This is a genomic window from Petroclostridium sp. X23, assembly GCF_030013905.1.
Classification (GTDB): Bacteria; Bacillota; Clostridia; order SK-Y3; family SK-Y3; genus X23.
The window spans coordinates 3648792-3669331 of the sequence record NZ_CP124862.1 but is presented as its reverse complement, the minus strand read 5'-3'; the positions used below and the strand labels follow the sequence as shown (position 1 = coordinate 3669331).

20 protein-coding genes are annotated in these 20540 nt (G+C 37.8%); all 20 read right to left on the bottom strand.

Features of this window, described 5'->3' with window-relative positions:
• Positions 1-47 precede the first annotated feature (47 nt).
• On the bottom strand, positions 48-593 hold the full coding sequence (gene hpt, locus QKW49_RS17210; RefSeq protein ID WP_282863894.1) for a hypoxanthine phosphoribosyltransferase: 546 nt from the start codon (positions 591-593) through the stop codon (positions 48-50).
• Positions 594-2006 carry a tRNA lysidine(34) synthetase TilS gene (tilS, locus tag QKW49_RS17205; protein WP_282863893.1) on the bottom strand — a complete coding sequence of 471 codons (1413 nt, stop codon included), beginning with the start codon at positions 2004-2006 and terminating at the stop codon, positions 594-596.
• Between the two features lie 354 nt (positions 2007-2360).
• Positions 2361-3695 carry a replicative DNA helicase gene (gene dnaB / locus QKW49_RS17200; protein ID WP_282863892.1) on the bottom strand — a complete coding sequence of 445 codons (1335 nt, stop codon included), beginning with the start codon at positions 3693-3695 and terminating at the stop codon, positions 2361-2363.
• Between the two features lie 200 nt (positions 3696-3895).
• The gene (gene rplI / locus QKW49_RS17195; protein ID WP_282863891.1) at positions 3896-4345 is read right to left on the bottom strand and encodes a 50S ribosomal protein L9; all 450 of its coding nucleotides are present in this window, start codon (positions 4343-4345) and stop codon (positions 3896-3898) included.
• A 241-nt stretch (positions 4346-4586) separates the two neighbouring features.
• Positions 4587-6593 (bottom strand): DHH family phosphoesterase, encoded by a 2007-nt coding sequence (locus tag QKW49_RS17190; protein ID WP_282863890.1) that lies wholly within the window; start codon positions 6591-6593, stop codon positions 4587-4589.
• Entirely contained in the window at positions 6583-7569 is a 987-nt protein-coding gene (locus QKW49_RS17185; RefSeq protein WP_282863889.1) for a DUF2232 domain-containing protein, read from the bottom strand. Before QKW49_RS17185 ends, QKW49_RS17190 begins: the two co-directional genes overlap by 11 nt.
• A 48-nt stretch (positions 7570-7617) precedes the next feature.
• The gene (locus tag QKW49_RS17180; protein WP_282863888.1) at positions 7618-7974 is read right to left on the bottom strand and encodes a MazG-like family protein; all 357 of its coding nucleotides are present in this window, start codon (positions 7972-7974) and stop codon (positions 7618-7620) included.
• A 57-nt stretch (positions 7975-8031) separates the two neighbouring features.
• Entirely contained in the window at positions 8032-8856 is an 825-nt protein-coding gene (pheA, locus tag QKW49_RS17175) for a prephenate dehydratase (RefSeq protein WP_282863887.1), read from the bottom strand.
• A gap of 109 nt (positions 8857-8965) precedes the next feature.
• Positions 8966-9217, bottom strand: coding sequence for a 30S ribosomal protein S18 (gene rpsR / locus QKW49_RS17170; RefSeq protein ID WP_282863886.1), 252 nt, complete (start codon positions 9215-9217; stop codon positions 8966-8968).
• Between the two features lie 35 nt (positions 9218-9252).
• Positions 9253-9678: a single-stranded DNA-binding protein gene (gene ssb, locus QKW49_RS17165; protein WP_282863885.1), complete on the bottom strand. Its 426-nt coding sequence runs from the start codon at positions 9676-9678 to the stop codon at positions 9253-9255.
• 28 nt (positions 9679-9706) lie between these two features.
• Positions 9707-9994, bottom strand: a complete 288-nt coding sequence (gene rpsF / locus QKW49_RS17160) for a 30S ribosomal protein S6 (RefSeq protein WP_282868168.1) — start codon at positions 9992-9994, stop codon at positions 9707-9709.
• Between the two features lie 205 nt (positions 9995-10199).
• Complete coding sequence (locus QKW49_RS17155) at positions 10200-11054, bottom strand: class II fructose-1,6-bisphosphate aldolase (RefSeq protein ID WP_282863884.1); 855 nt, start codon at positions 11052-11054, stop codon at positions 10200-10202.
• Positions 11055-11133: 79 nt separating this feature from the next.
• Positions 11134-11769: a hypothetical protein gene (locus tag QKW49_RS17150; protein WP_282863883.1), complete on the bottom strand. Its 636-nt coding sequence runs from the start codon at positions 11767-11769 to the stop codon at positions 11134-11136.
• A gap of 101 nt (positions 11770-11870) precedes the next feature.
• Positions 11871-12593: a DUF554 domain-containing protein gene (locus tag QKW49_RS17145; RefSeq protein ID WP_282863882.1), complete on the bottom strand. Its 723-nt coding sequence runs from the start codon at positions 12591-12593 to the stop codon at positions 11871-11873.
• A gap of 303 nt (positions 12594-12896) precedes the next feature.
• On the bottom strand, positions 12897-13781 hold the full coding sequence (locus tag QKW49_RS17140) for a DNA glycosylase (protein ID WP_282863881.1): 885 nt from the start codon (positions 13779-13781) through the stop codon (positions 12897-12899).
• Positions 13782-14853: 1072 nt separating this feature from the next.
• Positions 14854-15675, bottom strand: a complete 822-nt coding sequence (locus QKW49_RS17135) for an Asp23/Gls24 family envelope stress response protein (RefSeq protein ID WP_282863880.1) — start codon at positions 15673-15675, stop codon at positions 14854-14856.
• An 18-nt stretch (positions 15676-15693) separates the two neighbouring features.
• On the bottom strand, positions 15694-16329 hold the full coding sequence (locus QKW49_RS17130) for a redox-sensing transcriptional repressor Rex (protein ID WP_282863879.1): 636 nt from the start codon (positions 16327-16329) through the stop codon (positions 15694-15696).
• Positions 16330-16552: 223 nt separating this feature from the next.
• On the bottom strand, positions 16553-17233 hold the full coding sequence (locus tag QKW49_RS17125) for a GntR family transcriptional regulator (RefSeq protein ID WP_282863878.1): 681 nt from the start codon (positions 17231-17233) through the stop codon (positions 16553-16555).
• Between the two features lie 243 nt (positions 17234-17476).
• Positions 17477-18643 (bottom strand): isocitrate/isopropylmalate family dehydrogenase, encoded by a 1167-nt coding sequence (locus QKW49_RS17120; RefSeq protein WP_282863877.1) that lies wholly within the window; start codon positions 18641-18643, stop codon positions 17477-17479.
• Positions 18644-18910: 267 nt separating this feature from the next.
• The gene (locus tag QKW49_RS17115) at positions 18911-20284 is read right to left on the bottom strand and encodes a 2-isopropylmalate synthase (RefSeq protein ID WP_282863876.1); all 1374 of its coding nucleotides are present in this window, start codon (positions 20282-20284) and stop codon (positions 18911-18913) included.
• Between the last annotated feature and the right edge of the window lie 256 nt (positions 20285-20540).

The following is a 20540-nucleotide window of genomic DNA, read 5'->3' as shown; positions in this document are numbered from 1 at the left end:
CAACCGGTTTTTATTATTCAAAATTTGTTTACAATTTATTATTTTACTCAATCTTTCTGCATGTATACTTCCGGTTTTAATACCCCTACAAATGGCAGATTCCTGTATTTTTCAGCATAATCCAACCCATAACCTACCACAAATTCATCAGGGATGTCGAATCCTTTGTAATCTACATGCACATCCACTTTTCTGCGGGCCGGTTTATTTAAAATTGTACAAATCTTTACACTTCCAGGTCCTCTTGAAATCAACAGTTCCTTTAAATACTTTAATGTCAATCCACTATCAATAATATCTTCTACAATTAGTATGTCCTTTCCTTGTATATCTGTTTCAAGATCTTTTAAGATTCTGACAACACCTGATGTTGATGTAGAGGCTCCATAGCTCGAAATTGCCATAAAATCCAATTCAACGGGAACAGCTATTTCTTTGATCAAGTCAGTTGTAAACATGACTCCGCCTTTCAAAACGCACAGAACCATTAAATTTTTCCCTTTATAGTCTTCACTTATTATTTTACCCATCTCTTGTGTCTTTTCCAGCAGCTGCTCCTTTGTTATCAGTACCTTTGCAATATCCTCTATCATTTACTTTACCTCCTGAAGTTCTATGATAAGTACCTTTTTTGACTCGCTGGCGCACTTAAACTTTTCACTCACTCTATATCCTGCAACCCATATGATATCATGCCCGGCAACCACTAAAGGAACTGTATCTCTTTTGTATTTCGGTACTTTTAAATCTATAAAAAAATCCTTAAGTTTTTTTGTGCCCTTCATTCCTGAAGGCATAAACGTATCTCCCGGCAGTCTATTCCTTATATATATTTCCTCTTTTATGCTATTATAATCAAAAGCTTTTGTAAAACGGTTAAATTCTATACCCTCAAGCTGCTCTGTATCTACTACACGGGCGACAGCAATCATATTTACTTCTCTAATGAGTATCGGCTCATCGATTTGCAGCAGATAATTAAAATCCCGCTGTTCTTTTTTCTTTGTTTTATCCGTCACATACAGTGCATCATAAACTACTTCCACTCTTATATGCCCCGGAAGATCTGCCGCTTTACCTGTAACCCTTTGAGCGGCTGAATCCTTAAGCATTTGCACTATTTCTTCTATATGCCGGTATTCGATATTAGCTGTATTCCCATTAAAAGCATGTATCGCTCTTCTAATGATTCTCTTTTGTATGGCAGCATGTTGTGCGGTTAAAAAATTAATAGAAATAAAAACGCCTCTTTTATCCTTTCTTATTTTTTCGCTTATTATCCCGTCAATATATTCTTCAATAAACTGATGATCTTCAGCTATTAGTTTTGCATTTTGAACAGCGGTCTGAATGAAATTCGGATTATAATCTTTTATAATCCGTGGTATTAAATCAAGCCTTAACTTATTTCTTGTATAAACCGCTTCAAGATTGGTTTCATCCAAACGAGGACGCAGATCATGTTGGATGCAGTATTCTTCTACCTGTTCTCTGGATATCTCCAGCAGCGGCCTGACCACCCCATCTTGACGATGCGGCTTTATGCCCGCCAGTCCTTCCAAACCGGCCCCTCTTATAAATCGCATTAATACGGTCTCAGCTTGATCATTCAAATGATGAGCAACCGCGATTTTTTGAGCTCCTTTTTGACGGGCTAACTCAAAAAAAAACGCATACCTCACTTCACGTCCGGCAGCTTCCTCTGAAATGCCTTTTTCTTTCGATATTCGTTTTATATCTTCAGTATTAATAAAAAAAGGAATTCTCAGCATATCACACAATTGCTTTACATACAACGCATCCTCTTCCGCATCTTGCCCCCTCAACCGGTGATTAATGTGCGCAGCATATAATCTTATGTCATACTCATCTTTAATCTCGTTAAGCACATGAAGCAGGCATACCGAATCGGGGCCGCCGGATACACCAACCACCACTCCGTCTCCCGGCTTAAACATGTTGTATTTTTCAATTGTACCCTTAATAATATTGATTATGCTTGTCACTATTCGTATTCCCTCTCAATATAATGTACAATGAACTTCGTATAAATGTACAATGTACAATGGACAATGTACAATTTTTAAAGTCCTAAATTCTTGCAGGTAATAACTTTATAGTTTCCCAAGTGATATGGTACGCTATTCATCGAGTATTGGTAGGCGCAGATTCTATATTTACCCGCGGATAACGCAATAATATATCGGGCGGACAGGGTCGTCCGCCCCTACAATACTACATGCTAGGATATTGGCTAAAGATAGTTCAAAAGTTGAGAAATATCATCCTATTTTACCATTTAACAATCCTCATAAGCACAAAAAATTGTCCATTGTACATTGTCCATTGTACATCTTTTATCACTGGTGTGCTCTATCCAGGTTGGCAAACTTGGTATACTGCCCCAACCAAACTAATTCTACTGTCCCTGTAGACCCGTTTCTGTGCTTTGCCAATATACATTCAGCTATATTTTGCTTATCCGTGTCAGGATTATAATAATCATCCCTGTATAAAAACATTACGATATCCGCGTCCTGCTCAATGGCACCGGATTCTCTTAAATCACTAAGAATGGGCCTGTGATCCGCCCTTGTTTCAGGTGCACGGCTTAGCTGCGATAACGTGATGACCGGGACATTGAGCTCTTTTGCTAGGATCTTCAGCGATCTGGATATTTCAGAGATTTCCTGCTGACGGTTATCGGTTCTTCCTCTTCCCTGCATCAATTGAAGGTAATCTATTACGATTAAGCCCAAATCTTTCTCCAGTTTTAAACGTCTGCATTTTGCACGCATTTCAGCAACAGATATTCCCGGGGTATCATCAATAAAAATCGGCGCTTCCGAAAGCGGCCCAATCACCCTTGCCAGCTTTGGCCAGTCCTCATCCTGCAGCTCACCGGTTCTTATCTTTTGACTGTCAATTAACGCTTCCGACCAAAGCATTCTATTTACCAGCTGTTCTTTAGACATTTCAAGACTAAAGACCGCTACCGGTACATTTGCATGCAGCGCAGCATATTGAGCGATATTCAACACAAAGCTTGTCTTCCCCATTGCGGGACGTGCCGCGATTAAAATAAGATCAGACGGATGCAAACCTGAAGTTTTACGATCAAGATCAGTAAACCCTGTCGGTATGCCCACAATCTTTCCTTTATTTTTGAATAACTCTTCCAGCTTATCAAAGCTATCAATCAAAACGTCTTTTATGGGTGAAAACCCTTGATTTGTCCTCTTTTGAAGAATATCAAAAATCTTTTTCTCCGCTTGGTCCATGATAAAAGTTACTTCTTCATTCGCTTCATAACTCATCCCCGCAATATCAGTAGAGGCTTTAATCAGTTTTCTCAATATTGATTTTTCTTCTACAATTCTCGCATAGTATTTTACATTGGCTGTAGTAGGTATGGAAGTGGCGATAGCAGCCATATATTCTATTCCACCTACGGCCTCCAAAGAGTCTCTTAGCTTTAATTGCTCAGTAAGCGTAATCAAGTCTACAGGCTCATTCCTATCAAAAAGATCCATCATTGATTCAAAGATCTCTTTATGGTCGTCTCTGTAGAAATCGTCACTTTTTATTATTTCTGTAACTGTTGAAATAGCTTCTTTATCTAATAGCATTGCACCTAGTACGGATTGTTCAGCTTCCAAACTAAAAGGCGGAACGCGCCCCAATGGTATATCCATAATTACACTCCATGTAAGTGGGGAGTGGACAGTGAGGAGTGGGGAGCAATTTCGTCCCACTTCCTTCGCTATCACTCTCCACTAAAATTTTTACTTAAAATACTTATGATAACACATACAAACTAAAAGCTTTTAGTGTTCAGAGTAAGTCATATGAAGCGCATCTCCCCACTATCCACTCCTCACTCCCCACTAAATATTTATTTTTCTTCTACAACACTTACTTTAATCTTCGCACTCACTTCAGGATAAACTTTAACTTCCACATCCATTGCGCCTAGTGCCTTAATAGCTTCCGGAAGATTTATTTTTCTTTTGTCAATATCAATTTTATGCTGTTCTTTCAATTTGTCGGCAACATCTTTGCTGGTAATGGAGCCAAACAGTTTGCCATGTTCCCCGGCTTTTGCCTTTATTGTAACAGTAACTTTTGATAGCTTCTCAGCCAGCTTTTTAGCAGCTTCCAATTCTTTTTCCTTTTTAAATGCTTGTGCTGCCTTTTGACTTTCGAGTACATTCATATTCGCTTTGTTTGCCTCAATGGCCAAGCCTTTCGGAAATAAGAAATTTCTAGCGTACCCATCGCTAACATTTACTAAATCCCCTTTTTTTCCTTGCCCTTTTACATCTGCTTGTAATATTACTTTCATATATAAATCCCTCCTATGGTACTTATTAATTTCAATTATAGTTTATAAAAACAGTAATCTACTGCCTTAAATATGTTCTGTAGGGGCGGACGACCCTGTCCGCCCGAATCGATAACTTTCAGAGTCCACGGGCGGACAGAGTCGTCCGCCCCTACAGGAACGCGCTTAATGGTTTGGAAACTAAATATGTGGATAGGATTCTTGTCCCCACTATCCACTCCTCACTCCCCACTAAAGTAAATCAACTTTTCTCGCTCAGATCATCATAGTATTGTTCAATCGCTGTCTTGAGTTGGATACGGGCTTCTTCCACTGAAATACCGGGAAGCTGCGCCCCTGCGACTGTCAAGTGTCCCCCACCTCCAAGTTTCTCAAGAATGACCTGTACATTAATGTCTCCTAGCGACCTTCCGCTGATAATTGTCTCTCCATTTACATTGCACATGACAAAAGAAGCGGTAATCCCGGTTATATTTAACAACTCATCGGCAGCCTGGGCAATAATTAGCTGTGCATTCTTGGTATTTTCAGGACATACGGAAATGGCAAGATTACTGTGAAATATCTCTGCTGCTTTTACTGTATTTGCTCTTGCAACAAACGTATCCAAGTCGTTCTGAAATAATTGTTTCACCGAAGTAGTATCCACCCCCATCCTCCTAAGGTATGAAGCGGCCTCAAATGTCCTTACCCCTGTCTTAAAGGAAAAGTTCTTTGTATCGACAGCTATACCGGCATAAAGGGCTTCAGCTTCAACCGTATTCAGTTTTACTTTTTCATCTATATACTGAAGTATTTCAGTAATCATCTCACAGGTAGAAGAAGCATAGGGCTCATGATATGTCAATACCGCATTTTCAATAAACTCTGCTCCTCTACGGTGATGATCGATAACTACCACATGATGGGTTTCCTTTAGTAATTCGGGGCACTCGGTGAAACTGGTTCGATGCGTATCTACCACGATCACCAACGTTTTATCACTCACCATATCCATTGCTTGATTTTTAGATATAAACACATCGTTATATTCTTCAATTTTCTCCAGTCTCAGCAGTAAGTTGCTGACGGTAGGATTAAACGAATTCAACACGATAAAAGCATTCTTACCTCTATACTTTACACCTCTATATAAACCTATAGACGCACCTACCGAATCGATATCGCCATTTTGATGCCCCATAATCATAATTTGATCAGCCTGAGCAATTAACTCTCTCAGTGCATAGGCCATCACCCTTGCCTTGACCTTTGTGCGTTTTTCCAGTTCCTTGGTCTTCCCTCCGTAGAACTTCAAAACATCTCTATCTTTTATAACAACTTGGTCTCCGCCTCTTCCAAGGGCAATATCAATAGCAGCTCTCGCATAAGTATCATTTTCCAGTATGGTCTCTCCATTCAATCCAATCCCTATACTCAAAGTCACCGGAATCTTATTCCCGATATTGATTTCCCGGATACTGTCTAAAATATCAAACTTTTTTTCTTCAAATTTGAATAAATATTTCTTCTCAAATATAAAAATGTATTTATCTCTTTCAAACTTTTTAATCACCCCATTGGTAAACGAAACCCAAGTCGTCAATCTCTTGTCAATTTCAGCTAAAACTTGAGGTCTGTTGCCATCATCGGTATTTTGCATCACTTCATCATAATTATCAATCATGATAATACTTTCGATGTTTTTTTCATCTTTATATTTGCTTTCCAGTGTTTTCAGCTCAGTATTGTCAATCCAATACAGCACAATCATGTAATTGGATTCCGGTGCCGAATCTATTTTTACAACATTTCCAACAATATGATAATATCTGTCATCATACGACAAGTTCAATGAAATGTTGCTCTCGTTCTCTATTAATGCTGCTACCTGAAGGTCTTTCACAAAATGCTGTATAGGCTTCTCAAAAAGTTCCTGCCCCTTAAATATATCGCCAAACTTAGGGTTGTACCATGTAATGATACCGTTTAAATGCAGTACCACCATCGGCAGCGGAAAGTGCAGCAATGTATCTTTTGTGGCGGAATCTACATGGAATGTAAGATTTTCAATATACTTCGTAATTTCCTTTGTTTTCAGGCTTTTACTTCTTGCGTTGTAATATAGTAAATAACAAAAAATTATAATTCCAAAGACTGCTTCAATCCAATGACCATAAAACGCCATAATGAAAATAGAGATAAATATTATCCATAAATAAAGACTTACACCAGGAATCAATATTCTATAAAACTTTTTATTGTCCATGATTCTCTCCCTTATGACTAAGCTTTCTTAAATCAAGGGCGCTGTCCACTAAAGTCAATACAATCAAAATATAAAAAGGATGCAAGACTGGTATGATCAGAGCCAATACGGTAGTGATGGAGAAACCTATGATGTATATTATAACCCTTACAATGCCGGGAATACCTGCCTTTTTTACAAAATAATCCATTACCGAAATACCGCACACCATTAATATTACAGATAATATCAGTGCAATATTGGCAATGGCAGCTGAAAAAATCGTCTGGTCGGAGAACATAAATAGTAAAAAGGAGATTGTAAAAACCCCTGTTGTGACCCTGCTCACCTTCAATTCAGAAAAAGCAGGCAAATATTTATAATCATAACCAATGCGGCATACTACCATCTTGGATAGAAACAAAGATATAAACCCGAATACGGCAGATGAAATTATAAGGAATCCCGGCACCAAATACGTTACCGTATCTTTAATAACCGCCAGCTTGTCTGAAGGTATCTGTACATTTCCCATTACATTATTCATTTGTTCCATACTTCTATCCATTGTACTTAGATATTCATTCACCAGTATATCAATCTGGTTCACCCCTGCAAGATGATTAATGAGTACTATAATGAGTAATAATGAAAAAAGGTACGCACCGGATGAAGTAATTAGCAGCTTTTGAAAATTCCATCTCCGTTTCATACCGTACCCTAATGCCAGACCTGAAAAGGAAAAACTCATCCATGTCGTAGTTGCAACAATGATTTCTCCAGTAAACATAATAATCAAAAAATATGATATGAATGCTGCTAATAAAGCTATCTTTTCATTGGTCCTAACGACTAATATTACCAGTGGCACCGTACTTAAAAAAATGGCAAAAGCCATAAAAGCCGGCAAATAAAACCCTACTACCGCAAAAAAGACTGTCATTGCAGACAGATATGCAGCTTCCAGCATACTTTTTGTATTCAGACGATTATTCATTTCAAGAACTCCTCTTATCCTTTCTGACTAGCTAAAAGCTGTTCTTAGTTACTTGTAGAAGTGGCTGCTCCTATTTTTATCTCTAGTTGAATTCAAATGCTTTGATAACTCAGACAAATCTTTATAAGATTTCTCTAGCTCATGGCCTTCAATAATGCCCAACCTTAACTTATCTTCCATCTTCAAATCAATCATATGATAACTGATACCCAGTCTTTTCCCCAGCAAGTAACATATCACAATGAGATTGGATATTGTTTCTGCCAGGATATCCTGCGCATCATCTTTCATTCCATTCATCAATGCTTTAAAAAGCGCCGCAATATCTGTTAAGAGTTCACTCTTAAGCCACTCAATCATTTTAATATTTCGGGTTATATCAAGATCCCTATCGAAAAGAGACATTATCTTCACCTCTTTGCTATTTTAAACCATAGTATATTATATCATCCAATAGGACAATTAGCAATCATAACTCTCTACCGCATAGGAACCCAGCATCTTGAAAAATGAAGTTTTTCTTCTTATCATTGTTAAAGCATCTCTAACATCCGACTGCTGCCAGTTCCCCTCTATATCTACAAAAAAGATATAGCTTCCTAAACTGTTTTTCGCCGGCCTCGATTCAATACGCGTCATGTTAATATCCCAAAGGTTAAGAATCTGAAGAACTCTATACAAGCTTCCCGGCTTATTATCAGTAGAAAAAATAATAGATGTTTTCCTTTGATTCTCCTCATTGGAATAGTCATGGGACAATACGATAAAACGTGTAACATTGCTGTCATGGTCCTGTATGGATTGATACAATGACTCAAGATCATATTCCATTGCTGCCTTTGGCGCCGCAATTGCAGCCCAATTCTCAGCGGAAGAAGCTACCTGTTGAGCTGCTTGAGCCGTACTATAAGCATACTGCACAGGCACTTTAGGATAATATTTATTCAAAAACGCTCTGCACTGTCCAACTGCCTGAGGGTGAGATAGTATCAGCGATACATCTTTCTTCCCTTTTCTAACCATGAAGTTATGTTTTATAGGAATTATAATCTCTTTTTTAATTTTTAAATCGACGTTCCACGCCATCATATCAAGTGTCACATTGACGGAACCCTCTATGGAATTCTCAATGGGTACAACCCCTTCATCTACTTCACCATTATAAATGGCATGAATCAATTCCGCTATATTCGTATATTCAACCAATTCTGCGCTGGTATTGCCGGCATAAATATCCGCTGCCTGCTGTGTGAACGTTCCTTTCGGACCCATAAACCCTACCTTCATATTTCCATTCTCCTCATTACATAATTATAAATATTCTATATTCATATCCGGCAGTTGTCAAACGCTTTAAAAATAATAAACCAGTGCATATGCACTGGTTTTATTATTCTTATTCTGATGTATACGGCAATAAAGCAATTTGTCTTGCTCTCTTGACTGCTTGGGTAAGCTGTCTTTGATGTTTTGCACAGTTACCGCTGATTCTTCTTGGAAGAATCTTAGCTCTTTCAGAAATATATCTTCTTAATTTTGAAATATCTTTATAATCGATTGTTTCTACTTTATCTACACAGAAAGAACAAACTTTCTTTTTCGCTCTTCTTCCTCTGCCAGGTCTTTCTCTTCTTTCTCTTTCAGCCATTATTCCAACCTCCTCGCACCAAATTCTATCGTACTCTAAAACGGAAGATCATCATCAGAATCGATAGGTGTAAATCCTTCTATATCTGAAGCATCGCTACCACCGAATCCCGGATTCATTCTGCTGGCATTATCGTTATCACGTTTACTATCTGCAAAGTAGGTTTCATCTACAACAACTTCAGTAACAAAATGTCTTTTACCTTCCTGATCATCCCATGACCTGGTTTGAAGACTTCCTGCAATAGCAATCATTCTACCCTTCGCAAAATATTTGCTAACAAACTCGGCATTGTTTCTCCATGCAACAACCTGAATGAAGTCCGCCTGCCTTTGTTCTCCCTGTTTCGCATAATTTCTATCTACCGCAATAGTAAAAGTGCACACAGGAACGTTACTGGGCGTATAACGAAGCTCCGGATCTTTAGTAAGTCTTCCCATCAGTATTACCTTGTTTAACATTTGTTATCACCTACCTAGATGTAAAATCTTATTCGTCTTTCTTTATAACGAGTGCTCTCATTATTCCATCAGTAATCTTGAAAACCCTTTCAAGCTCCTGAATAAATGAAGTTTCAGCATTGAAATTAATCAAAACGTAGTATCCTTCATTCAAATCATTGATTGGATATGCAAGTCTTCTTTTTCCCCATAAATCAACATTTTCAACTTGACCTGCAGATTCAATTAATGATTTAAATTTTTCAACAAGCGCCGTAATCTCTTCCTCGCCTTGATTGGAATTAATGATGAAAAGAGTTTCATACTTGTTTACGATTTTAACCATTATTTTCACCTCCTTCTGGACTATGGCCCTAACGATTGTGTTAGAGCAAGGATGGTTATTGCAAATATATACAATAATCCTACAAAGAAGTATTATATTCGATTGGAATACAGATGTCAAGCAAAAAAGGGAAATTTTGAAATAAAAGAATAAAAAAAAACTGCGAAACCCGCAGTTTTTTTATTCTTTTATATTATTATGCTTTTCCGGAACATCCAAATAATTTCATCTTGGCTTTTACTACTTTCTTCATTTCATCTTTCGCAGGACCGCAAATCTTTCTTGGATCATATTCTTCAGGTTTATTCACGATTACAGACTTCACACCTTCCGTGAAAGCAACTCTCACGTCAGTATCTATATTGATCTTGTTTACGCCCAGTGATACTGCCTTTTGAATTGCATCTTCAGGAACACCGGATGCACCATGAAGAACGATAGGAATATTTAATAAATTCTTAATGGTGGTTAATCTTTCAAAATCCAGCTTTGGCTCACCTTTATATTTTCCATGCGCAGTTCCGATAGCTATCGCCAGTGAATCTACGCCTGTTTCCTTCACAAATTTGACAGCTTCATCAGGATGGGTTAATCTTGCGTCTTTTTCATCAACGCTAATGTTATCTTCCACTCCGCCTAGTCTGCCTAACTCAGCTTCTACTGAAACACCGCATGCGTGCGCGATCTTAATAACTTCGTTTGTCACCGCAATATTTTCTTCCAGCGGATGATGAGATCCATCAATCATCACTGATGTCCATCCATTCCTGATACAACCGATAATGGTTTCAAAAGTTGTTCCATGATCCAAGTGCAGTGCTACCGGAACAGTCGCTTTTTCTGCAGCAAGACGAACCAAAGTGCTGAGATAGTCGATTCCAGCGTACTTAATAGCACCTTCTGAAGTTTGTATAATAACTGGAGCTTTTTCTTCTTCCGCGGCAGCAATAACAGCTTGGAGAATTTCCATATTGTTAACATTAAACGCTCCTACTGCATATCCTTCCTTATGGGCCTTATCCAGTATCTCTTTTCCTGTTACTAGCATCAACTCTACCTCCTAAGTTTATCTTTTATTTATGTATAATCAAAATCACTCACACTAAATATGTTTAATTTGAATGCTTCCATTATAGCTTCAAGTATTTTTTACAAATGTCATCACTGATTATAATGCTGTCTCGCTTTAATGTCAATTTTAAATCTTGATTTGTACATGCTTTGATGGTTTCGCACGCAAAACACTTATTGCATGTCAATTCTACACTATCATACAATATCCGTAAATTTATATCATAATTACCGCATTGACAAAGCAGATTATTTTTCTCCGCTATATCATGAATCCTATCAACAGTATGCAGCATGACTACACTATTAGCAAAACCATTATCGTACCCGATATCTTCCATTAATTTATCCATTTCTATTTCATATAAGTCTACTGCTTTTCTTACTGCATCATCACAACCGATAAAACATAATTCTATCTTAGTTTTAGTACACTTGAAACACATTATTCTTTTTGTCCATAAATCTTTAAAATTAATGGTATATGTATGTACTGTGTTACAAGCTATACATGGAATAAGTATATTACAAAGGCGATTATCTTTTGTTATTAATTTAACAAGTGATGCTCCACACATACATGGAAGAGTATACTCTTTTTTACCTGAAAAGTCAAAGAGTGAAATATTGTGGAATTCTATCGCACCACAAGCAGGGCATTTATATGCAATTGTGTTAAACCAATCCAGTACCATTTGCCCACCTCATCCCAGCAAAATACCTTTCTTTATTATAGTTAATATTCTGCATCAAAGAAAAAAATCCTGCCTGGAAACGAAAAAAAGTATAATATCATTTATACAGCCACTACTATCATCCCATATATCATAGGAATAAATATAGCCGGAAGCAAGTTTCCCACTTTGATCCTTTTAAGATCAAGCATGGTCATGCCAATACCTATAATAAGAATTCCACCTACCCCAGACATTGCTGCAACTACCCAGTCCATTAATAATGGCTCTACAAATGATGCAAGAAGAGTAATTGCACCTTGATATAAAAAAACAGGTATAAATGAAAACATTACCCCAACCCCAAGTGTTGAGGCAAATATCACCGCCGATACACCGTCAAGCACAGACTTTGCATAAAGAATACTGGGATCATGATTCAATCCGTCTTGAATAGAGCCCATAATCGCCATGGAACCCACGCAATATACAAGGCTTGCAATGACAAAGCCTTCTGCAAAAGTACTTACTTTTCCGCCTCTATGCACTACCTTTTGTATCCATTTTCCAAACATATCCAGTTTTGCTTCTATGTCAAGCCATTCTCCTATGATCCCGCCGATGACCAGACTAAAAATCATCAGTAAAAGCATTTCTCCACGAAAGCCATCGGGTCTTGAAACCCCTAACCCTTCCAATGCCATAGATAATCCTATTACAATTACCGAAAGAGAAATACCCTGCATCACCGTACTCTTATACTTCTCATTGATGACGCCTCCTACCGTTGCTCCAATCAAACCGCCGGTAACAATCGCCGCCGCATTCACCACCGTACCTAACATAACTTCAGCCCCCCTTGGCCACTAATCATTTTACTATATACGTCACACTAAGTACATTATATTCTCGTTCAAAAATGTAACATAGGGACGGTTGGAAACCACTGAAAAAGCGCTTCATCGTTCAGTCGCAAAGCATGGGGACGGACCTACAGCTTCCCTAAAAAGCAAGCGCAGCAGTAGGTCCGTCCCCATGCTTCACTCCTTCTGCGTGCTAAATCGGACTTTATCAGTAATCTCGGACGGTTCTCCTGTCACCCAAAACCGCATTTCATTATCCATTGTCCATTGTACATTTGCCATTACCTACCTTTTCCCTATTTTCATCTCTCTCGCATAATAAAACAAATATTGCTGTGCAAAACCTGCAAAATCACCAAACTGCTCATTGGAATACGTTTGAACATGTCCTATCGAAGCATCCTCTTGTACATAAAAAAATTCCATCACCCGTCGAATCCAAACATCGGTTGGAAAAACATCATATTTTTGTAAAGAGAATAAAAGAATACAATCCGCTACTTTCGGTCCTATACCGTTTATTTTCATTAATTCTTTCCGCGCCTCTGCAGTAGTAAGTTCTTTAATTATGTTCAACATGACACGGCGTTCCATTACAGCCCTTGCAGCATCCAAAATATACTTGCATCTATAACCGCTTTTGCAGAAATCCATATCTTCCGCCGTTTTTTGATATAGATCCTCCGGTCTTGGAAAGCTATAATAAACTCTATCATGATACTCTATGGGCTGTCCATATCTCTCACTAATACTCTTTATAATTTTTTTAATCCTTGGAATGATATTATTTGAGGAAAGAATAAATGAAACCATACATTCCCAAACCTCTTGCTGCACAATACGAATTCCCCAGCCGAATCGCGTTGCTTTAGCAAGCGCAGGATCTCTGCTTAGTTCTTCTTTAATAGTGCCATAATCCCTATCCAAATCAAAATAAGCTCTCCATATATTATTAAAATCTTCCAAATTCGTATTATTGATAATCAACCCATTGTCTTTCACAGATATATTAATAACTTTTCCAAAAGCAACACCTGTGTAACTTTCATCCTCTTGCCTATCCCATCGAAAACACTGCCCGCATTCGAAAGTATGAACGAGGTTAAAGTCTCGGATACCTTGTACAATCACTCGATTATTGTCTTCAAATATTTTATAATCATAGGCCATTTTATATTACACCTCAAGATTTTTTAGTTCACAGTTATTTTAGTTCACAGTTCACGGTTCACAGCAAAAAGCAGTAAATGGATAAATCGAAATAATCCAGACAACCAAATTTGAAGCTGTATGGATATACAGCCGAGCGGACGTATTGCCATACGTCCCTACAGAATGATAATTCCTATACTATATAAATAACACTAAGTATATTACAGTCAGGAGAGAAAGAAGAAATGTGACATACTTAGTGTGACTTATATATTAAATTATAATCTTAAAGTTCGCTACTTACAAGAATCTACAGCTTTTAAATATTATCGGAAATCAGACTTTACCATTAACTATGATAACTAATCACTATTCACTATTAATTATTCACTATTATCCGTTCACTATTCATTGTTAGCCGTTCAATGTACATTGTCCATTGTACATTTACAAAGGTCCATTGTCCATTTATAAAGGAAAGGTTCCGATGTGTTATATGTAAAAAAAATGTCCATACTATTAACAGATACTACTCATAAATGGAGGGAATAGGAATCGAAACGTTTAAGGCAATCATTCGTATAAATCATCTTCGCAAAAATGATACACAAAGAATTATTAATAAAGTCACTTCTCTCAACAGCATTGGAAAAATAATAGTGAAGCCTTCGGAAAAGGCTTTTATTATAGCCTTTGATTCCAGGGTAATTGATAAAAAAGAGATCATCCATGCTATAGAACAATTGAAATATACCGTAATATATTAATTTAATATGTTTATAGAGCCAGAAATAGTGCAAAACCACCAAAAAAGTCTGATTTAGCACGCAGAAGGAGTGAAGCATGGGGACGGACCTACTGCTGCGCTTGCTTTTTAGGGAAGCTGTAGGTCCGTCCCCATGCTTTGCGACTGACCAATCAAGCACTTTTTCAGTGATCTCGTGCATCACACCTGTCCCCCAAAAAAATCTCAACATATCTTAAGGGCAGACACAAGGCCTGCCCCTACATTAGTACAAAGATTATAATGTCCGCCGTCGCTAATATTTACAATTTTACGCACACTGCCGTACGAAGTTTAATTATTCTTTCATTTCCCTTGAACTACCAAAGACTTAACAGTAATATTTACTGCCAGCACATTGATAGCCGTATATTTCTCTACAGCATCCCTTACGGTTACTTGTATTTCCTTCGCCAATTCCTGCAATATGTTGCCATACTCCAATGTGAGTTCCATATGAATAGCCAACCCAGGGTTATCATTTTGAAGCCATACTTTACTAATCTTTTTGACTCCTGCTATTTTCATGGCTTCAAATTCACATATCGTAATGATTACTTGATTGGATATGGTGTAATTACCCATATAGCTAAAAGTAGGCCTGACAACTGATTTATCGACTACTTGTGGAATTTCATTCTTTCCTTTACGTCGAAATATCTTCAACGGATCAAGCAAATATCCCGAAAAATCTTTTTTTATTTCGAAAGTTGGTACGGGAATGACATGTTTTCCTTCAGTCCGTCTTAGTGTTCTTGCTTTTTCGATCTCATCCTTTTCAGCAACGTCTTCTATACGGATAATCCTAGAAATACCGGGAAGCTTCAATGCGCCGACAATCGCCTCCACCATTCCCTGTGAAGTTCCTAATATCAGCATCGCCGGCGGATTCTCTTCATCAATGGCTTTCATTACCTGCTGTACATGATTGCCTTCAATAAAAAGTGCCCTTCGGACGGAAGCTAGCCGTGTTTGTTCTTTTTTTGCAGAAAACCCGGCAAGGACACGGTTGCCCTTAATCAGCAGCCCGTCATCTATAATATAATTAATGTTATTCTCTTGTGCAACCCACATGGCTCTATAGCTTTTGCCAGAACCGCTAGGTCCTATAAATGCAATGACCTGCAAAGTAAAACCACCTTATCTTTACTTTCCTTCAGTAATTTGGTAGGATAAAGTCATCAAACTATCACTGAGATGGACATTTTCGATCGCAACCGTTCCTGAAATATTTAGGTCAGTGTATGAAAAATTCCACAATCCCTTAACACCAAGATCAACCAGTCGCTGCGCTACTTCCGAAACCGAGTCTTTCGGAATGGCAAGAATGCCTATATCAACTTTATTGGCCTTTATATACTCCTCTAGCTCATCCAAGTGCTTAATGGCAATCCCTCGGATTTCTTTTCCTACCACTTCCCTGTTCACATCAAATATACCAACCAATTTAAATCCTCTGCGTTCAAAGCTGGTATGATTCGCCAAGGCACGTCCAAGATTACCGGCTCCTATAATAATAGATCTGTATCCATTGTATAGTCCCAAGATATTGCCTATCTCTTTATACAAGTATTCTACATTGTATCCATAGCCTTGCTGTCCAAAACCACCAAAACAGTTCAGGTCTTGACGTATTTGAGAAGCAGTGACACCCATTCTCTGACTCAATTCTTTTGAAGAAATCCGTGTTATATCATGCCTTAAAAGTTCCTCTAAATATCTATAGTACCTTGGAAGTCTTCTGACGACTGCTATAGACACTTTTTTCCGTTCATAATCCATGTGCCATCACTCCTTTGTATATCTCATTCGTTAAAACATTACTATGATGCTGTATTACCGTACACATATCTTGCTCAATTATAACTTATTGTTAATATTTTGTCAATATATCCATATATTTATATTGTTTACTATACGCAGAAGTTGATACAATAATCTATGTATTTTTAAACAATTCCCTTTACGTAACATAAAAGGCAGTTTTTCAACTGCCTTTCACACATCAATTTTTGCTATCGTTTTTGTTCCGGATAATCAGATTGCTGCTGGCATTTTTATTATGCTCATACATAAGCTTTTGCGCTCTTTCACCATCTCTATCAATAATTGCCTGCAAAATAGCTTTATGCTCTTCCAACGCTTTTTTAGCCCTACCGGGGGTTTCAAAGGAAGTCGCTCTTGCTCTTTTGATATAATGATGAAACGTTGATAATGTATGCTTTAACGGCTTGCTTTTACACGCTTCATAGATAATTTCATGAAACTTCGAATCAAGCTTTTGTAAATGCTGCATATCATTCTTAATAGTATAAAATTCCGATAACTCCACCGACTCTTTCAACTGCTCAATTTCTTCATCCGTAATTTTTTCTGCAGCCCATCGTGCTGCCAGCCCTTCAATCAACATGCGTATCGTATATATATCTTCAATATCTTTTGTCGATACACCGAGAACTACCGCCCCTTTGTTGGGAATCGTTCTGACCAGACCCTCAAGTTCCAACTGCCTGATGGCTTCTCTGATCGGCGTACGGCTGACCCCAAACTCATCGGATAATTTTGTTTCAATTAAACTATCACCCGGCTGAAACTTTCCGTTTAATATATGTTCTTCCAATTCTTTGAATACTTTAACCCTTAATGAATAATTTTCATTATCTTGGTCGATTTGGATTTTTCCCATAGACACTTCCCTCACAAAGCTAATGCAGAATCGAGAACCGAAAATGCAGCATTTGTACCACATACACTCTATTCTCTATGCAACAAAATTTTATATTCACCGCTTAGTATCTGACTTTAATTATAAACTTCTTTTTCAATGGTTACAAGTAGTAATCTTTTTTTCTTGCTTTTTTATAATAACCCATGTCGAGTACTTTGTCTACAATTTTGTCTCTCATTCTGCATTATCAATTGTCAATGATTAATTGTCAATTGTTTGTATGGTTTGCATAATATAATCAGCAAATTCATTACCGGTTGCGCCGGTATCTCTACCGGTTACAACAAGCCTCTTTTCGGTATGCATACAAATATCCAGCGCTCTTTCCAGTTTTTGTGCTTCTTGCACATATCCTATATGTGCTAAAAGCATCACTCCAGCTCTTATGATGCTGCTTGGGTCCGCATACTGTGCTCTGCCTTCATCAACCATTCTGGGAGCAGAGCCATGAATTGCTTCAAACATCGCATATCGTTTTCCGATATTTGCACTTCCTGCCGTGCCTACTCCTCCTTGAAATTCTGCTGCTTCATCCGTTAAAATATCTCCATACAAGTTGGGCAGTATGAAAACTTGAAATTGAGTTCTTCTTTTTTCATCAACAAGTTTTGCAGTCATGATATCAATATACCAGTCATCCATTTCAATGGTCGGATAATCCTTGGCAACTTTTTGGCACAGACTTAAGAATTTCCCATCCGTTGTTTTTACTACGTTTGCCTTTGTTACAGCGGTTACTTTCTTTTTATCATTCTTTACAGCATAGTCAAATGCCGCCCGTGCGATTCTTTCGGTACCTTCTGTCGTAGTAACGGTAAAATCAATGGCTAAATCATCGTTCACATGAACGCCTTTGCTGCCAACAGCATACGCTCCTTCAGTATTCTCTCTGAAGAATGTCCAATCAATTCCTTTTTCAGGCACCTTTACAGGTCTAACATTCGCAAAAAGATCCAATTCTTTTCTCATTGCCACGTTCGCACTTTCAATATTAGGCCAAGGGTCACCGGCTCTAGGTGTGGTAGTAGGACCTTTTAGAATTACATGGCATTTTTTTAATTCTTGTAAAACATCTTCAGGGATAGGTTTCATTACTTTCACTCTATTTTCAATTGTCAAACCGTCAATGACTTTAAACTCAACTTTACCCTTATCAACCTCTTCTTTTAAAAGGAATTCAAGAATACGATGCGCTTCATTGGTAATTGCAGGTCCGATCCCATCACCACCCACAATACCAATCACAATCTTGTCCAGTTGATCATATTGAACAAAATCCTTTTCTTGATTCATCTTTTCAATTCTTTCCAATTGTTCTTCTATCAGTTTGGCAAATTTCTCTGTTGCTGATGCAATCATTTCGTTCATATGTAATTAACCTCCATTTGATATTAGTTCACAGTTCACAGAAAACTCCTATCTATACTCTGTGAATCATGAACTGTATAATATAATAACCCCTTAATTTCGTTCTCTCAGTTTTAATGTATACTGCCCTGATGGACAATTTAAAAGGTCAAGGAACACACCTTTTTTAAAGGAATGTTCCCACCATCACTCAGTTATAAACTATTCACTATTCACTATTCACTGTCCATTGTACACTGTCCATTGCACATTGTCCATTGTACATTATTATTTTTTAAATTTTCCCGGTGCATATTGTTCTACCAGTTCTTCCAATTCCTCGTCACTGATGGCAATAATACGGCCGCTTTCGTACTCTGCATCTACCCATTCTTTTATTTTCGCAATCATCGGGTCTTTCTTGTCAACTTTATCTTCATCTTTAAGCCTATAGTAACTGTTAATCCAATGCGCGATTCCTGCTAACCCCGAAAGATTGGTTACTGCTACCAGCGCCGGTCTGTTTAACAGCTTATCGGTATCAAAAATATTATATATTTCTTCATCCTTCAACAATCCGTCCGCATGTATCCCTGCTCTTGTTACATTAAAATTCTTGCCTACAAACGGTGTCATCGGGGGAATCTCATAGCCTATTTCTTTTTCAAAATATTCAGCGATTTCAGTAATAACTTCCGTATCCATACCGTCGGTCGTACCTCTCAAGCTGGCATATTCAAACACCATCGCTTCCAATGGAACATTTCCTGTCCGCTCTCCAATCCCCAGCAATGAACAATTTACTGCTGCACAACCATACAACCATGCGGTAGCAGCATTGTTTACGCCCTTATAGAAATCGTTGTGTCCGTGCCATTCAAGCAATTCTGCAGGAACATCCGAATAATGTCTCAAACCGTAGATAATTCCCTGTACGCTTCTAGGCAGCGCCACACCGGGATAAGATACGCCGTACCCCATGGTATCGCATGCTCTGATCTTGATAGGAATGTTTGCCTCTCTGGACAGTTCCATTAATTCATTTACAAATGGTACTACAAAACCATAAAAATCTGCACGGGTGATATCTTCAAGATGGCATCTTGGCTTTATACCGATGGAAAGCGCATCTTTTACTACGCTTAAATAATGTTCTGCTGCTTGTTTTCTTGTCATATTCAATTTCTTAAAAATATGATAGTCGGAACAACTAACCAGAATCCCTGTCTCTTGAATCCCTATATCTTTCACTAACTGAAAATCACTTTTAGTAGCTCTAATCCAAGTAGTAACTTCCGGGAATTCATATCCTCTCTCCAAACATTGGTTTAGCGCGTCTCTATCCTTTTGGCTATATAGGAAAAATTCTGTTTGCTTGATAATACCTTTAGGACCGCTAAGACGATGGAGCATATCAAAAATATCAACAATTTGCTTCGCATTATACGGCGTACGTGACTGCTGCCCATCTCTGAATGTAGTATCTGTAATCCATATTTCTTCCGGCACATTCATGGGAACTCGACGAAAATTGAAAGGCACCTTAGGCACTTCGTCATATGGAAACAATGTACGGTAAAGATTCGGCTCTTTAATATCCTGCAGGCTATATTTATAAGCCGCTTGTTCCAATACATTGCTCTTCTTACTAAATTCTAACATGCTTATACCCCCTAACGATTTTCAAATATGTATATCTGTATTTTACTATACATGTTTATGTGTATAATTGTATACAATTATACAATCAATGTCAATAACTAAAATAAAAAAAATATGCCCCTTATCATAAACAATTTTATTATTTTGCTTATCTACCATAAGGCGGCATACCATTTTCAGCTTTTTATTTTATTTTAAATACTGCATAAGTTTTTCCAGGAATATTTTTCATATTATTAACATAAGTTATTAATAG

What these genes read in the sequence shown, in the direction of transcription:
- hpt (WP_282863894.1), bottom strand. Translation starts at nt 593, where the DNA reads ATGATAGAGGATATTGCAAAGGTACTGATAACAAAGGAGCAGCTGCTG.
- dnaB (WP_282863892.1), bottom strand. Translation starts at nt 3,695, where the DNA reads ATGGATATACCATTGGGGCGCGTTCCGCCTTTTAGTTTGGAAGCTGAA.
- rplI (WP_282863891.1), bottom strand. Translation starts at nt 4,345, where the DNA reads ATGAAAGTAATATTACAAGCAGATGTAAAAGGGCAAGGAAAAAAAGGG.
- QKW49_RS17190 (WP_282863890.1), bottom strand. Translation starts at nt 6,593, where the DNA reads ATGGACAATAAAAAGTTTTATAGAATATTGATTCCTGGTGTAAGTCTT.
- QKW49_RS17185 (WP_282863889.1), bottom strand. Translation starts at nt 7,569, where the DNA reads ATGAATAATCGTCTGAATACAAAAAGTATGCTGGAAGCTGCATATCTG.
- QKW49_RS17180 (WP_282863888.1), bottom strand. Translation starts at nt 7,974, where the DNA reads ATGTCTCTTTTCGATAGGGATCTTGATATAACCCGAAATATTAAAATG.
- pheA (WP_282863887.1), bottom strand. Translation starts at nt 8,856, where the DNA reads ATGAAGGTAGGGTTTATGGGTCCGAAAGGAACGTTCACACAGCAGGCA.
- rpsR (WP_282863886.1), bottom strand. Translation starts at nt 9,217, where the DNA reads ATGGCTGAAAGAGAAAGAAGAGAAAGACCTGGCAGAGGAAGAAGAGCG.
- ssb (WP_282863885.1), bottom strand. Translation starts at nt 9,678, where the DNA reads ATGTTAAACAAGGTAATACTGATGGGAAGACTTACTAAAGATCCGGAG.
- QKW49_RS17150 (WP_282863883.1), bottom strand. Translation starts at nt 11,769, where the DNA reads ATGGTACTGGATTGGTTTAACACAATTGCATATAAATGCCCTGCTTGT.
- QKW49_RS17145 (WP_282863882.1), bottom strand. Translation starts at nt 12,593, where the DNA reads ATGTTAGGTACGGTGGTGAATGCGGCGGCGATTGTTACCGGCGGTTTG.
- QKW49_RS17140 (WP_282863881.1), bottom strand. Translation starts at nt 13,781, where the DNA reads ATGGCCTATGATTATAAAATATTTGAAGACAATAATCGAGTGATTGTA.
- QKW49_RS17130 (WP_282863879.1), bottom strand. Translation starts at nt 16,329, where the DNA reads ATGGATTATGAACGGAAAAAAGTGTCTATAGCAGTCGTCAGAAGACTT.
- QKW49_RS17125 (WP_282863878.1), bottom strand. Translation starts at nt 17,233, where the DNA reads ATGGGAAAAATCCAAATCGACCAAGATAATGAAAATTATTCATTAAGG.
- QKW49_RS17120 (WP_282863877.1), bottom strand. Translation starts at nt 18,643, where the DNA reads ATGAACGAAATGATTGCATCAGCAACAGAGAAATTTGCCAAACTGATA.
- QKW49_RS17115 (WP_282863876.1), bottom strand. Translation starts at nt 20,284, where the DNA reads ATGTTAGAATTTAGTAAGAAGAGCAATGTATTGGAACAAGCGGCTTAT.